General features: G+C 73.4%; 14 protein-coding genes and 1 tRNA gene. 7 read left to right on the top strand and 8 right to left on the bottom strand.

Annotated features, from left to right (window positions below):
* Positions 1-15 precede the first annotated feature (15 nt).
* Positions 16-1,482: a basic amino acid/polyamine antiporter gene (locus tag CLV34_RS15005; protein WP_281255207.1), complete on the bottom strand. Its 1,467-nt coding sequence runs from the start codon at positions 1,480-1,482 to the stop codon at positions 16-18.
* 490 nt (positions 1,483-1,972) lie between these two features.
* Here CLV34_RS15005 and CLV34_RS15000 point away from each other — a divergent pair, with 490 nt between their 5' ends.
* The gene (locus tag CLV34_RS15000; protein ID WP_157803876.1) at positions 1,973-3,202 is read left to right on the top strand and encodes a tyrosine-type recombinase/integrase; all 1,230 of its coding nucleotides are present in this window, start codon (positions 1,973-1,975) and stop codon (positions 3,200-3,202) included.
* On the opposite strand, the gene CLV34_RS14995 is transcribed toward CLV34_RS15000, so the two are convergent.
* The 3 genes from CLV34_RS14995 to CLV34_RS14985 all read right to left on the bottom strand — a co-directional run bounded on the left by CLV34_RS14995 (position 3,147) and on the right by CLV34_RS14985 (position 4,626).
* Positions 3,147-3,452, bottom strand: coding sequence for a hypothetical protein (locus CLV34_RS14995; protein WP_100351121.1), 306 nt, complete (start codon positions 3,450-3,452; stop codon positions 3,147-3,149). The genes CLV34_RS15000 and CLV34_RS14995 overlap by 56 nt on opposite strands.
* Positions 3,453-3,889: 437 nt before the next feature.
* Positions 3,890-4,192, bottom strand: coding sequence for a transcriptional regulator (locus CLV34_RS14990; RefSeq protein ID WP_100351120.1), 303 nt, complete (start codon positions 4,190-4,192; stop codon positions 3,890-3,892).
* A complete protein-coding gene (locus CLV34_RS14985; RefSeq protein WP_157803875.1) occupies positions 4,189-4,626 on the bottom strand; it encodes a hypothetical protein in 438 nt (145 codons plus the stop codon). The genes CLV34_RS14990 and CLV34_RS14985 overlap by 4 nt, the downstream gene beginning before the upstream one ends.
* Before the next feature lie 182 nt (positions 4,627-4,808).
* Here CLV34_RS14985 and CLV34_RS14980 point away from each other — a divergent pair, with 182 nt between their 5' ends.
* A complete protein-coding gene (locus CLV34_RS14980) occupies positions 4,809-5,294 on the top strand; it encodes a hypothetical protein (RefSeq protein WP_100351118.1) in 486 nt (161 codons plus the stop codon).
* A gap of 156 nt (positions 5,295-5,450) precedes the next feature.
* Here CLV34_RS14980 and CLV34_RS14975 read toward each other — a convergent pair.
* Positions 5,451-5,534 (bottom strand) — tRNA-Leu (locus CLV34_RS14975).
* 253 nt (positions 5,535-5,787) lie between these two features.
* On the opposite strand from CLV34_RS14975, the gene CLV34_RS14970 reads away from it, so the two are divergent.
* From CLV34_RS14970 to CLV34_RS14955, 4 genes are all read left to right on the top strand, one after another.
* Positions 5,788-7,074, top strand: a complete 1,287-nt coding sequence (locus tag CLV34_RS14970) for an AI-2E family transporter (RefSeq protein WP_245859277.1) — start codon at positions 5,788-5,790, stop codon at positions 7,072-7,074.
* 54 nt (positions 7,075-7,128) lie between these two features.
* Positions 7,129-9,213, top strand: coding sequence for a M3 family metallopeptidase (locus CLV34_RS14965; RefSeq protein WP_100351117.1), 2,085 nt, complete (start codon positions 7,129-7,131; stop codon positions 9,211-9,213).
* Positions 9,214-9,290: 77 nt separating this feature from the next.
* A complete protein-coding gene (locus tag CLV34_RS14960; protein WP_100351116.1) occupies positions 9,291-9,608 on the top strand; it encodes a putative quinol monooxygenase in 318 nt (105 codons plus the stop codon).
* 40 nt (positions 9,609-9,648) lie between these two features.
* Positions 9,649-10,995: a M20/M25/M40 family metallo-hydrolase gene (locus CLV34_RS14955; protein ID WP_245859276.1), complete on the top strand. Its 1,347-nt coding sequence runs from the start codon at positions 9,649-9,651 to the stop codon at positions 10,993-10,995.
* Positions 10,996-11,043: 48 nt separating this feature from the next.
* On the opposite strand, the gene CLV34_RS14950 is transcribed toward CLV34_RS14955, so the two are convergent.
* Together CLV34_RS14950 and CLV34_RS14945 are read right to left on the bottom strand one after the other, a co-directional pair.
* The gene (locus CLV34_RS14950; RefSeq protein ID WP_100351115.1) at positions 11,044-11,883 is read right to left on the bottom strand and encodes a fructosamine kinase family protein; all 840 of its coding nucleotides are present in this window, start codon (positions 11,881-11,883) and stop codon (positions 11,044-11,046) included.
* A gap of 11 nt (positions 11,884-11,894) precedes the next feature.
* Positions 11,895-12,122, bottom strand: coding sequence for a DUF5703 family protein (locus CLV34_RS14945; protein ID WP_100351114.1), 228 nt, complete (start codon positions 12,120-12,122; stop codon positions 11,895-11,897).
* An 80-nt stretch (positions 12,123-12,202) separates the two neighbouring features.
* Here CLV34_RS14945 and CLV34_RS14940 point away from each other — a divergent pair, with 80 nt between their 5' ends.
* Positions 12,203-12,499 carry a primosomal protein gene (locus tag CLV34_RS14940; RefSeq protein WP_100351113.1) on the top strand — a complete coding sequence of 99 codons (297 nt, stop codon included), beginning with the start codon at positions 12,203-12,205 and terminating at the stop codon, positions 12,497-12,499.
* Positions 12,500-12,521: 22 nt separating this feature from the next.
* On the opposite strand, the gene CLV34_RS14935 is transcribed toward CLV34_RS14940, so the two are convergent.
* Entirely contained in the window at positions 12,522-13,508 is a 987-nt protein-coding gene (locus CLV34_RS14935; RefSeq protein ID WP_100351112.1) for an aldo/keto reductase, read from the bottom strand.
* Positions 13,509-13,537 lie beyond the last annotated feature (29 nt).

Genomic DNA, 13,537 nt, shown 5'->3' with positions numbered 1-13,537 from the left:
TGTCGTGACCGCCTGTCACACGTCGAGCCGGTCGGTCGCGAGCAGCACGACCGCGCTCGCGGCGGCGGCGACGAGCACGACGACGACCACGACCTCCGGGGCGCGCAGGAGCCGGCGGCCCTGCTCGCGGCGGGTGCGCAGGAGCAGGACGGTCGCCGGCGCGTACACGAGCGCGGACACGAGGACGTACTTCGGTCCGGCGCCGACGAGCAGGAGCAGGGTGTAGAGGGTCGCGAGGCCGGCGACGAGCCGGTCCGGTCCGGCGCGCTCGGTCGGCCCGTACCCGGTACGTCGGGCGACGACGAGCAGCCCGAACCCGGCGGCGAGGACGTAGGGGACGAGCGCGAGCGCGCTGGTGAGGTCCTGCGCGAACGTGAAGGCGTCCTGGGAGAACCGGCTGAGGAGCAGGACGGCCTGCGCGAGGACGGCGGACAGGAGGAGCGCGCCGACCGGGACGTCGGCGGCGTTGGTCCGGCGCAGGAACCGCGGCATGTCGTCGTCGCGGGCGGCGACGAACAGCACCTCGGCAGCCATGAGCGTCCAGGACAGGTAGGCGCCCAGGACCGCGACCACGAGGCCGACGCTCACGAGGACGGACCCCCAGGTGCCGACGGCGGCCTCGAGCACTCCGGCGAGCGACGGCTCGGGCAGGGCGGCGATCTGGTCCTGCGGCAGCACGCCGTAGCTGACCACCGTCACGGACGCGAACACGGCGAGCACGGACAGGAACCCGAGGACGGTGGCGCGCCCCACGTCACGACGGTCGCGCGCGTGACGCGACCACACGCTCGCGCCCTCGACGCCCAGGAACGCGAACACGGTGACGAGGAGGGTCCCGCGCACCTGGCTGACCAGCGAGCCCGACGCGGGGGAGCCGGACCAGTTGTCGGCGAGGACGTGCGGGTCGCACACGAGCACGGCGATGAGCACGAACGCGACCAGCGGGACGACCTTCGCGACCGTGACGACGCGGTTGAGCCCCGCGGCGCTGCGGATCCCGCGGCGCACCACGAGGAAGAACCCCCAGATCCCCGCGCTGGACAGGGCGGTCGCGAGCCAGGTGTCGCCGGCTCCCAGCGCGGGCCACAGCTGCCCGACGGTCGACATGATGAGCACCCAGTAGGCGACGTTCCCGACGCACGCGGACGCCCAGTACCCGATCGCGGACAGGAACCCGGCGTACTCGCCGAACCCGGCCTTCGCGTAGGCGTAGATCCCGGCGTCGAGGTGCGGTGCGCGCACCGCGAGGGACTGCAGGACGAGCGCGAGCAGGAACATCCCGGTCCCGGCGAGCGCCCACGTGATGAGCGTGCCCGCGACGCCGGTGACGTCCGCGAACCGCCCCGGCAGCGAGAACACCCCGGCGCCCACCATCGACCCGACGACGAGCGTGACGAGCGTCCCTCGCCCGACCGAGGTCTCTCGTGGGGCGCTCGCCGCGCGGCTCGTTCCGGCGTCGGCGCGTCCGACGTCGCCGGTCACGGGGCGACCCCGCACGCGGCGTGGTGCTCCGGGCGGGGGCGGTGCCCTGGTGCAGCTCCTGCCTCCATCCGGCCATCGTGGCGCGGACGGGCGGGGTGCGCGACAGGTCCGCGCGAGACGTGCTTCCGACCGGGGCCGGGCCGGTCGGACTCGGGGAAACGCTGGTTCGCCCCGCAGACAGGGCATCGAGACGCACCGCGGCGCGGTCTGCGACCTCGACCCCGTCCGCGGTGCGCAAGGACGTCCGGCCAGCCACGGTACGAACAAGGCCCCTCGCCGTGCGTCTCCGCAGGTAAGGGGCCTTCTTCGTCGCTGTCTCAACGAGTGTCCGGAGGGGGACTTGAACCCCTTTGACGGTAGGATGCGAGCAGGGGAGACGTCAGGATCGGCTTGATTACAACGGCGCCAGGCGGTGCTCGCGGGTGAACCTGGGTACCCAGCGGCGGCAGATGGGTACGGTGTACCCACTTGGGAGGGCAAGATGGGCGCCATGCGAGAGCCCACGATGCACGTCTCTGCGAAGGGCGACAAGACATGGAAGGTCCGCTTCCGGCTCGCCGGCCGTCAGTCGTCCGAGACTTTCCGACGTCAGGCTGACGCCCGCCGGTTCTCGAAGTGGCTCGGGACCTACGGCGTGGAGGAGTCCCTGCGCCTGCTCGCGGAGTCGCGCGGTGCGAGCGCGGGCGATCACACGGTGGCGTCGTGGTGCACCGAGCACGTCGACTCGCTCACGGGCGTGACGTCGGGCACGACGAGCAGGTACCGGTCGTACATCGCGAACGACCTCGGAGCTCTCGGCGAACTCCCGCTGACGGCCGTCGAGCCGGGCGCCGTGGGTCGCTGGGTGCGCGAGCTCGAGACTGCGGGCGCGAGCGGGAAGACCATCAAGAACAAGCACGGCTTCGTCTCGGCAGCGATGACGGCGGCAGTGAAGCGCGGGCTGATCCCCTCGAACCCGTGCCGCGGCACGCGCCTGCCTCGGACTGTCGTCGAGCCGATGGTGTTCCTGACGCACGACGAGTACACGCGGTTCCTGGGGTGCTTCACGTCGACGTGGCGCCCGTTCGTCGAGGTGCTGTTCGCGACCGGCCTGCGCTGGGGCGAGATCACGGCGCTACACGTGGGCGACGTCGACCTCGAGCACGGGACGATCACCGTGACGCGCGCCTGGAAGGAGGCGGACGAGGGCAGGGTCCTGGGTCCGCCGAAGTCGAAGCGGTCGCAGCGAACGATCGCGCTCGCGCCGGAGACCGTAGAGGTGCTCGCGCCGTTCGTCGGTCGTCGCCCGGCCGACGCGTTCCTGTTCGTCAACGCGCGCGACGAGCCGGTGAAGCCGCAGACGTTCCACGACAACGTCTGGCAGCCCGCGGTGCGGCTCGCGAACGGGGAGCCTGGGCAGCGGTCGGGGCCGAAGGCGAAGCGGGTCGCCCGCCGCCTCGACGACCACGGGAAGCCGATCGAGCCGCTCGACCCACCGCTCGGGAAGCGACCGCGCGTGCACGACGCCAGGCACACCTGCGCGAGCTGGCTGCTCGGCGCCGGGATCCCGATCAACTACGTGCAGGCGCACCTGGGCCACGAAAGCATCACGACGACCGTCGACCGGTACGGGCACGTAATGCCGGCCGCTCGCGCCGCCGTGTCGGCCGCGCTGTCGCAGGCGCTCACGGCGTCTCGACCGACGATCCTGCCGGACGAGCCGGCGCAGCTGGAGGCGTGACGCGGTCGACGCCGCCCGTGGGGAGCCATGCCCGCCACGCGGGCCACCCCGGGGCGGTCTGCTGTACGCACAGGGCACCGCGCGCGGCAGCGACCACGAGCACGTCGACCGTGACGGTGCCGTCGCCGTAGGTGGGGCCCGTGGCGCGCGCCGGCACGGGCTCGTCGAGCACGCGCACCGCGACGGGCCGGAGCTGCGCCTCACGGTTCACGGGCAGCATCGCGAAGTCGGGCGTCGGCGGGCGGGGCATGGGGCCAGTGTCCCGCCCGGGTGTGACGGCGGACCAGTCAGACGCAGGCGGGGCAGTCCGGGTTGATGCATCGCCAGCCGACCTGGGTGACCCTGGCGGTCCTGAGGCTGGGCCGGAGGCCGCGCCTCGGGCCGTACTTCGGTGCCATCGGATCGCCACACTCGTCGCACAGAGGATTGTTCATGCCGCCAGCGTCCTCCCGAGGCGGTCGCCCAGGTGCCCGAGTTCGCCAGGAGCACAACGAAAGGCCGCCCCCCACGCCGAAGCGTGAGGGGCGGCGGTGTCGACGCAGCAGGGGGGATGCGCCGACCTGCCTGTAGCAGAGACCCGCGTGCTGCGGACCTGCAAGGACGAGGGATCGCGCATCGGGGGCACTCGATGAGTCCAGCAGCAGGCTGTCACTCGTCGGCCTTCCTGCGGCCTAGTGGCACTGCAGGTCACGTCGTGTGGGTGGCGACGATCTGTTGGAGCGCCTGGACGTGGGCGGCGTAGGCACTGGCCCCTTCGGACGTCAGGGAGAGCCAGAGCCGGTTGCGCGAGTTCTGCAGGGCGCGGTCCTGGCTGACGTAGCCGGCATCGACGAGGAGTGTCAGGTGCTTGCTGAGCGCGGACTTGGACAGTTCGAGCTGGTCCTGCAGCAGGCGGAACTCGACCTTGTGCGCGCCGCTCAGCATTGCGCAGATGCGCAGCCGCTGGGGTGCGTGGATGACCTCGTTGAAGACCGGCCCGACGGAGGTCATGCGCCGAACTCCCTGCGGTAGGCGCGGCCCGTGCGGACCACGATGCCGCCCGCCAGCACGGCGCCGATGATCCAGATCCACCATGCGCTGGTGGTCGACGAGACCACCCAGCTCACGGCGAAGATCCCCAGGATGCTCAACAGGAAGGGCATCGTGTCAGCGAAGCGCGCGGACGCCCACGAGACCCCATCGCGGTTGAGCCAGTATCTCGAGGCGAGGACGAGGGCAATCGCACCAATGGCCAGGGTCGCTCTGTGTGCATCGCCTGGTGGCAGCAGCTGTACCAGGGCCAACCCGGCGACGACTGCCGCCATCGCCAGGAAGAACCAATGCGGCAGAGGTGGGTAGCGAACAGCGCTTTCGTCGTGGGCCAGCTGCTCGAGCATCCGCTGGGCCTCATCGTGGGACTGCGAAGGGTCAGGTCCGGTTTCCATGCCGGAAACCTTAGCCGTGTGTTTCCAGTATGGCAACACAACGACGAGGCCGGGTACTCCACGGTCGCGCCGATTCCCGGCCAGAGCGAGGCCGGCACCTTCCCGCTCGGCGACGCGAGGCGGCCGAGCGCGACGACCATGCGCCCGCCCGCAGACGCAGCCCGCTCCTGGCGATCGCGCTCATGTTCCTCGCGGCGGCGGTCGCGTTCCTCGGCTTCTCGATCCGCACCGGCACGGCGAGCCCGTCGCCCGTCGCCGCGGTGCCGGCGATCGTGAAGCCCTCGAAGTCTCCGGAGCCGACCCGCGGGAAGAAGACGCCGCCCGCGCGCCCGAGCGCGACGCCGCGCGAGGACGCGGTGCGCACGGGGACGCCGGGCGCGCTCGCTCCGGCCGCGCTCGACGAGACGGTGCCGGCGAGCGAGCCGCGCGCGAGCGCGACGCCGAAGCCGACGAGCTCGCCCGGGCCGAAGCCGACGAACAGCGCGCCGTCCCCTCGCGCCACGAGCTCGCCCGCGCCGTCGGCAACTGCGACGCCGCGCAGCGCGCCGACGCCCACGGCCACGGCCCCGCCGACGAGCGAGCCGACGCGGGCCCCGGGTCTGCTCGGCGGCGTTCTCGACGGGGTCGGCGATCTGGTCCTCGGACTGGGCCACGCGCTCGGCGGGTAGGTGCTCGCCGGGCGTTCGGCGGTGAATCGATACCGTTCGGCGGCAGTCGGTGGGTACACCGACTGGGTACACGGGTTCTCGCCGTAGATACGCAGAAGGCCCCTCACCAGGCGTTTCCGCTGGTGAGGGGCCTTCTTGCGTCGCTGTCTCAACGAGTGTCCGGAGGGGGACTTGAACCCCCACGCCCTATACGGGCACTAGCACCTCAAGCTAGCGCGTCTGCCATTCCGCCACCCGGACAGGTGGTCCTGATCGGTTTCGAGAGCCCGGCTTCCGCTGGTGCTCTCCCTCTCAGGTGCGGGTAGAAAGGTAGCACGGTCCGGGGGCAACTTCCGAATCCGCTCTCAGGGGGCCCCACGCCGGACGCCCCCGTGGTCCGTCGGGGACGAGACGGGTCGAAAGCTGCGTCCCGGCAGGTCAGGGGACGTCGCCGGTGGCACAGTGGCGCCGGTGGCACAGAGCGGCCGCGGAGGACGTCGAAAGAGGGTGACGCGTGACCAACAGCGCAGGTGGTGACGCGGGCAGCGCGGCGACGACGGGGACGAAGCCGCAGCGCACGCCGCAACCGGTGACACCGGCGGCGCGTCGCGTCGCCGGCGGACGACGCAACCCCAGCGTCGCGGGCTACGTGCCCGACCCGATCCCGACGTGGCTGCGGGTGATGGCCGGCTGGGGCTGGCGCCTCCTCATCGTCGCGGCCGCGGTCGCCCTCGTCTTCTACGTGCTGAGCCAGGTGCGGCTGCTCGTCGTCGCGGTCTTCATCGCGCTCGTGTTCACGTCCGTGCTGCGACCTGTCGTCAACGTGTTCGCCCGCGTCATGTGGCGGTGGCTCGCAGTGCTGCTCGCCCTGCTGCTGTCCATCGCCGTCGTCGGCGGCCTCATCACGTACGTCGTCGCGTCGGTCGCCGGCCAGTGGCAGGACCTCGCCGACCAGTTCGACAACGGCATCCAGCAGATTCTCGACTTCCTCAACGGCGGCCCGTTCCACCTCCACCTGACCACCGACAACTTCAACGACTGGCTCGACAAGGGTCGACAGTGGATCACGGATCACAGCGGCGACATCGCCAGCACGGCCTTCTCCCAGGTCGCGTCGGTCGCCGAGGTGTTCACCTGCCTGGCGCTCGCGATCTTCTGCACCATCTTCTTCCTCGCCCGTGGATCCGAGATGTGGACCTGGTTCCTCAACCAGACGCCGGAGCCGGCGCGCGAGCCGCTCACGCTCGCCGGGGGCGCCGGCTGGTACGCGTTCTCGGGCTACGCGCGCGGCACCGTCATCATCGCGCTCACGGACGGACTGCTCGCCGGCATCTGGCTGACGATCCTCGGGATCCCGCTCGCCGCGCCCCTCGCCGTCCTCGTCTTCGTCGGGGCGTTCATCCCTCTGGTCGGTGCGCCGGGCGCCATGATCATCGCCATGATCGTCGCGCTGGCGACGAAGGGCGTCTGGGCCGCCCTCCTCGTCGGCGTCGGCATCGCGCTCATCGGCCAGCTCGAGGGCCACGTCCTCCAACCGCTGATCATGGGCAAGCAGGTCTCGCTGCACCCGGTGGTCGTCGCGCTGTCGGTGACGGCGGGCACGCTCGTCGGCGGCCTGCTCGGCGCGATCGTGGCCGTGCCCCTCGTCGGCGTCACCTGGGCGGTGTTCTCGCGTCTGCACACCCCCGACCCGCCCATGACGGTCGAGGAGTCGACGTCGGAGGTCGCAGGCGTCGAGCTCGACCCCGGCGAGAAGCTGCCGCACGCGGGCACGGCGCCGGACGACGACGAGACGGAGTGATCGCTGCGCCGGCCCGCCCCGCGCGCACCGACGCGCGGGTGTGAGGATGGGGGCGTGACCACCGACTCCGCCACCCCGACCTCGGCCCCGCTCGACCCGGCGAACCCGTTCGCGAGCAGGTCGGCCCTCCCGTACGAGCTGCCGGACCATGCGGCGATCCGCACCGAGCACTTCCTGCCCGCGATCCGGGCCGGGATGGCGACCCAGCGTGCCGCTCTGGACGACCTCGCCGCTGCCACAGACGGACCGGACGCGGGCCTGCTCGCCGCGTTCGAGCGCTCGGCGGCGCTCCTGACGCGCGCCGCCACCGTCTTCTACAACCAGCTCTCCGCCGACGCGACACCCGACCTCGAGGCCGTCGAGGAGGAGGTCGCGCCCGAGCTGTCGGCGCACCGCGACGCGATCTACATGGACGCCGCGCTCCACGCGCGCTTCCGGGCGCTCGCCGACCGGGCCGCGGCGGACGAGGTCGTGCTCGACGACGACCAGGCGTGGCTGCTCGAGCGCATCCTGCGCGACTTCCGCCGCGCGGGGGTCGCGCTCGACGCGGCGACGCAGGAGCGCGTGCGCGACCTCAACGCCCGCACGACGTCCCTCATGGCGGAGTTCGGGCGCAAGGAGCTCGCGGGGGAGAAGGCGGCGGCCGTCCTCGTCACCGACGCCGCCGAGCTCGCCGGGCTGTCGGCCGACGCGGTCGAGGGTGCGGCGAAGGCGGCGACGGACCGCGGCCACGAGGGGGCGTGGCTGCTGGAGATGCAGCTCCCGACCAACCAGCGCGTCGTCGCCGAGCTGGACGACGCGGACGTCCGCGCCCGCGTGCAGGCGGCGTCGGAGTCGCGCGGTGCGACGGGCGACGAGACCGACACGCGGTCGACCGTCCTCGAGATCGCGCGCCTGCGCGCCCAGGTCGCCCAGGCGCTCGGGTACGCCCACTGGGCGGACTACGTGGCGGAGATCGGCACCGCGAAGACCGGCGACGCGGTCGCCGAGATGCTGGCACGTCTCGCGCCGGCTGCGGTCGCGAACGCCCGCCGGGAGGCGGTGGAGCTCGCCGGCCCGGACGCCGAGCTCCGGGCGAGCGACTGGTCGTACGTCGCCGGTCGCGCCCGCGCCGAGCGGTTCTCGCTCGACGAGTCGGCGCTGCGCCCGTACCTCGAGCTCGGCCGCGTCGTCCGCGACGGCGTGTTCCGCGCCGCGAACCTGCTGTACGGGCTGTCGTTCGTCGAGCGCCCCGACCTGGTGGGCTACCACCCGGACGTCGTCGTCTTCGAGGTGTTCGACGGCCCCGCGGGAGAGCCGGGCCAGGGCATGGGCCTGTTCCTCGCCGACTGGTACACGCGCGCCACGAAGCGCGGCGGGGCGTGGATGAACAACCTCGTGGACCAGAACCACCTGGACGGACAGAAGCCCGTCGTGGTCAACAACCTCAACATCGTCAAGCCGCCGGCGGGTCGCCCGACGCTGCTCGCGTGGGACGAGGTCATCACCCTCTTCCACGAGTTCGGGCACGCGCTCCACGGACTCCTCTCGGACGTGCGCTACCCGTCGCAGTCGGGCACGGACGTGCCGCGCGACTTCGTCGAGTACCCGTCGCAGGTCAACGAGATGTGGGCCTGGGAGCCGGAGATCCTGCGTGCGTACGCGGTGCACCACGAGACCGGCGAGCCCATGCCGTCGGCATGGGTCGACACGCTGCTCGCGACGCGCCAGTGGGGCGAGGGCTTCGCGACCACCGAGTACCTCGCGGCGGCGCTGCTCGACCAGGCGTGGCACCGGCTCGCCCCGGACGAGGTGCCCGCGGACGCGTCCGACGTGACCGCCTTCGAGGCGGACGCGCTCGCCCGTGCGGGCGTCGACTTCGCGCCCGTCCCGCCCCGCTACCGCACGACGTACTTCAACCACGTCTTCGGGGGCGGCTACGCGGCCGGGTACTACTCGTACATCTGGGCCGAGGTGCTCGACGCCGAGACCGTCGAGTGGTTCCGCGAGAACGGAGGCCTGACCCGGGAGAACGGCGACCGGTTCCGTGCCGCGCTCCTGTCGCGCGGTGGCACCGGCGACGCGATGGGCTTCTTCGCCGACCTGCGGGGCCGTGCCCCCGAGATCGGGCCCCTCCTGGAGCGGCGCGGCCTCGCCTGACACCGTCCCGGGACGGTAGCCCGGGCCGGAGCCGCCGGCGTCGTCGCGTGTCGGTGGTCCGGGCTACCGTCGCGCGCATGACGTTCGCGAACGCGGGAACCCTCGGAGTCGTCCCTGGCCGACGGGACGACCTCGTCGCCCACCTCACCCGGCACAGCCCGGTGCTGCGCGCACTCGGGTGCCTGCTCTACGAGGTGGGGATCGACGAGGGCGCGCCCGACACGGTCTTCGTGGTCGAGCTGTGGGAGAGCGCGCAGGCGCACCGTGACTCCCTGCAGCATCCCGACGTCGTCGACGCGATCGCACGCGCCCGGCCGCTGCTCGACGGCCAGTTCGGTGGCTTCCGCTTCGAGGTGGTCGGCTCCCCGCTCGACCCCGAGGGTGGTCGAGGGTAGCCGAGGGCAGGGCGGAGAACGGGACCGGTAGCGTGGGGACGTGACCACCTTCGACACGTCCTCCTCCGTGCCCGCCACCGGCCCGTCCGCCGAGGACGAGGTCGCCGGGATCTGTCGCGACCTGCTCCGCATCGACACGTCGAACTACGGCGACGGGTCGGGCCCCGGGGAGCGCGCCGCCGCGGAGCACGTGGCCGCGCTGCTCGACGAGGTCGGCATCGCGACCGAGGTCTTCGAGTCGGCCCCGCGCCGGACGAGCCTCGTGTCCCGCATCGCGGGCGCCGACCCGTCGCGCCCGGCGCTCGTCCTGCACGGGCACCTCGACGTCGTCCCGGCGCAGGCCGCGGACTGGTCCGTCGACCCGTTCTCCGGCGAGGAGACGGACGGCCTCCTGTGGGGCCGCGGCGCGGTCGACATGAAGGACATGGACGCGATGATGCTCGCGGTCGTGCGACAGATGGCCCGCGAGGGGCGGCGCCCCGCCCGTGACGTCGTCCTCGCGTTCTTCGCCGACGAGGAGGCGGGCGGCACGTACGGCGCGCGCTGGGCGGTGGACCACCGGCCGGAGCTGTTCGAAGGGGCCACGGAAGCCGTGAGCGAGGTCGGCGGCTGGTCCGTCGACATCGACGGGCACCGTGCGTACCTGCTCCAGACGGCCGAGAAGGGCCTCGCCTGGCTGCGCCTCGTCGCGGGCGGGCGGGCGGGCCACGGCTCGCAGGTCAACGAGGACAACGCCGTGACGCGCCTCGCCGCCGCCGTCGCGCGCATCGGTGCGCACCGCTGGCCCCAGCAGCTCACCCCGACCGTCGAGGCGCTGCTGCGCGGCGTGTCCGACCTGACGGGCATCGGGTTCGACCCCGAGGACCCGGCGACGACCGACCGTCTGCTCGCCGCGCTCGGTCCGGCCGCCCGGTTCGTCGGCGCGACCGTGCGCCACTCGGCCAACCCCACGCAGCTCGACGCCGGGTACAAGGCCAACGTGATCCCGGGGGCCGCCACGGGGACGGTCGACGTCCGGCTCCTGCCCGGCTTCGAGGACGAGGGCTGGGCGACCATCGAGCGTCTCGCGGGCGACGACGTCCGCATCGAGACGATCCACCGCGACGTGGCGCTCGAGAACCCGTTCGCGGGCGACCTGGTCGACGCGATGTCGGGCGCGCTGCTCGCCGAGGACCCGGGCGCGTCCGTCCTGCCGTACACGCTCTCGGGCGGCACCGACAACAAGTCGCTGCACCGGCTCGGGATCACGGGCTACGGGTTCGCGCCGCTGCGCCTGCCCGCCGACCTCGACTTCCCGGCGATGTTCCACGGGGTCGACGAGCGCGTCCCGCTCGACGCGCTGCGTTTCGGCACGCGCGTGCTGGACCGGTTCCTCGCGACCTGCTGAGAGTGCCCTGGCCCGGTCCCGCGCGCAGACGGCCGCTCGACCGGCCCCTCAGCGGGCAGGGCGCGCGGCGAGGTCGGCGAGCAGCCGCGCGAGGTGTGCGTGGTACGCGCCGCCGAACAGCACGGCGTGCACGGCCACCGGGTACACCTGGTGCAGGCGCACGCGGCCGGCACGTCCGGGGCGCGGGCGGCTGACGGCGTCGTACGCGGCGACGAGCGCGTCCAGGTGCGGCGCACCGAACAGCGCGAGCATCGCGAGGTCGCTCTCGCCGTCGCCGCCGTGGGCCGCAGGGTCGATCAGCACGGCGCCGTCGGCGGTCCACACGACGTTGCCCGACCACAGGTCGCCGTGCACGCGACCGGGACGCCGCCCGTCGTCGCGCACCCGCTCGACCTCGTCGGCGAGCCGGTGCAGGGCGTCCCGCTCGTCCGACGAGAGGGCGCCGCGCGTGTGACCCTGCTGGGCGACGGCCCGAAGGCGCGCCTCCGCGTAGAACGCGCCCCAGGTGGGCCATGCGCCCGTCGGGAGGGGCAGCGGGTCGCCCAGAGGCCCGAAGAACGCGTCTCCCGTCCAGCCCGCCGGGGGTGCCCCCCGCGCCGGCGCGGGCGTCGTGTGCAGGACGGCGAGGCGCTCGCCCAGGGCGCGGGCCGCGTCCTCGGTGGGCCCGCTGTGCCCCGCCGCGGGTTCCAGCCGCTCGAGGTCGAGATGCTCCCGGTCGACGCCGCGGACCTCCACGACCCGCGGGCCGCCCGGCACGCGAAGCCACTCCAGACCGGCCGCCTCGCACGCGAAGAAGCCGTCCGTCGCGCCCGCCCGCGCCTTGCGGAAGGTGCGCGGCCCCGGGTCGGTTCGCGGCCGCGGCGGGCCGGCCGCGCCGTCCGGCGGCACGCGAGCCGCCGTCAGAGCGTCGACCGCACGCGGATGATCCGGCGGCGCAGCATGACGCGGCGCTCCCCACCGATCGAGAGGGTCGACCGGTGCAGCTCCCAGCGGCCGTACTCGGCCTCCTCCGTGAGCGCCCGGCGGGCGTCGTTGCGCGTGGTGCTGCGGTCGAACCGCAGGACCCGGTACTCGAACTGCGCGTCGTGGGACGTGCTGGTGGTTCCGCGGGACGAGCCGAACGCCATCCGTGCCTCCTCCGTGCTGCGCGTCTTCCGGGGGTGCTCCCGGGTGTCCATTGTGCGCCTCACGGCGCTACCGTTCGGATATGACCGCTGACCCGCGTGCCGCCCTCGACCGCTTCGTCGCTTCTCTCGAGGCCCACTACAACGCCGTCGCCGCCCGTCGCAGCGACGACGACCCGGCGGTGGACGACGCGTACGACGTCCTCGCGGACGCCTTCGACGTGTACGAGGAGGCCGTCCTGCAGGAGTACGGCGAGGTCCTGCCGTTCGCGCTCGCGGAGGACGACGACGAGTCGGACGACGACGAGGACGACGAGGACGACGACGACGCGGACGACTCCGACGACGACCGCGAGGTCGTCGTCGTCGAGATCGACTGACGCTCCGGGCCCGCTCGACCGCTCAGCGGGCCGGGGCGAGCGGTTCCCACGACTCGGCGTCGTCCGCGCACGGCGACGACACGTCGTCGAGCGCGTCGTAGAGCTCGGCGGGCAGCCGCAGGTCGGCCGCGCCGAGGGACGCGCGGAGCTGGGTGGGGGTGCGGGCGCCCACGAGGACCGACCCCACGCCGGCGCGCGCGAGCAGCCACGCGAGCGCGACCTCGAGCGGCTCGCGCCCCAGCCCGGCGGCCGCGGTCGCGACCGCCTCCACGACGGCGACCGACCGCGCGTCGAAGTACTCCTCGACGAACCCCGCCAGGTGTGACGATGCGGCCCGCGAGTCCGCCGGCACGCCTGCCCGGTACTTCCCGGTGAGCACCCCGCGACCGAGCGGGCTCCACGCGACCACGCCCTGCCCGAGCGCCAGCGCGGCGGGCACCACCTCGTGCTCGGCGGTGCGCCGGACGAGCGAGTACTCGACCTCGACCGCGGCGAGCACGGTGTCGTCCGCGGCGAGCAGCCCTGCGGCGTACGCGGCCGCCCAGGCGGGGTGGTTCGACAGGCCGACGTAGCGCGCCCGGCCGGACGCGACGGCGTGCCGCAGCGCGCCCACGGTCTCCTCGAGCGCTGTGCCGGGGTCGGGCGCCTGGACGACCAGCAGGTCCACGTGGTCGGTGCCGAGGCGTCGCAGGGAGGCGTCGAGCCCGTCGAGGACCGCCCGGCGGGACGCGTCCGTGCGGACCCCGCCGCGGTCGCGCACGAGGCCCACCTTGGTGGACAGCACGAGCTCGTCGCGGGGGACCGTCCCGGCGAGCAGGCCACCGAGCACCCGCTCGGCGTCACCGCCGCCGTACGAGCCGGACGTGTCGACGAGCGTGCCGCCCGCCGCGACGAAGTCGCGCAGCTGGTCGGCGGCGTCCAGGTCGTCGGTGTCGCGCCCCCACGTCATGGTCCCGAGACCGAGTGCGGACACCCGCAGGCCGCTGCGTCCGAGACGTCGTGACTCCATGCGCCGCAGGGTATCGTGGCGCCCCGTGT

Origin of the sequence: Luteimicrobium subarcticum (assembly GCF_002798015.1) — a bacterium.
Taxonomy (GTDB): Bacteria; Actinomycetota; Actinomycetes; order Actinomycetales; family Cellulomonadaceae; genus Luteimicrobium; species Luteimicrobium subarcticum.
The sequence above is the reverse complement of the archived record's forward strand: the minus strand, read 5'-3'. Positions and strand labels throughout refer to the sequence as shown.

Excerpts from the sequence above, each read along its gene's own strand:
- CLV34_RS14945 (WP_100351114.1), bottom strand. The coding sequence starts at position 12,122 with ATGGCGTTCGGCTCGTCCCGCGGAACCACCAGCACGTCCCACGACGCG.
- CLV34_RS14985 (WP_157803875.1), bottom strand. The coding sequence starts at position 4,626 with ATGGAAACCGGACCTGACCCTTCGCAGTCCCACGATGAGGCCCAGCGG.
- CLV34_RS14980 (WP_100351118.1), top strand. The coding sequence starts at position 4,809 with ATGTTCCTCGCGGCGGCGGTCGCGTTCCTCGGCTTCTCGATCCGCACC.
- CLV34_RS15000 (WP_157803876.1), top strand. The coding sequence starts at position 1,973 with ATGCGAGAGCCCACGATGCACGTCTCTGCGAAGGGCGACAAGACATGG.
- CLV34_RS14960 (WP_100351116.1), top strand. The coding sequence starts at position 9,291 with ATGACGTTCGCGAACGCGGGAACCCTCGGAGTCGTCCCTGGCCGACGG.
- CLV34_RS14990 (WP_100351120.1), bottom strand. The coding sequence starts at position 4,192 with ATGACCTCCGTCGGGCCGGTCTTCAACGAGGTCATCCACGCACCCCAG.
- CLV34_RS14935 (WP_100351112.1), bottom strand. The coding sequence starts at position 13,508 with ATGGAGTCACGACGTCTCGGACGCAGCGGCCTGCGGGTGTCCGCACTC.
- CLV34_RS14995 (WP_100351121.1), bottom strand. The coding sequence starts at position 3,452 with ATGCCCCGCCCGCCGACGCCCGACTTCGCGATGCTGCCCGTGAACCGT.
- CLV34_RS14940 (WP_100351113.1), top strand. The coding sequence starts at position 12,203 with ATGACCGCTGACCCGCGTGCCGCCCTCGACCGCTTCGTCGCTTCTCTC.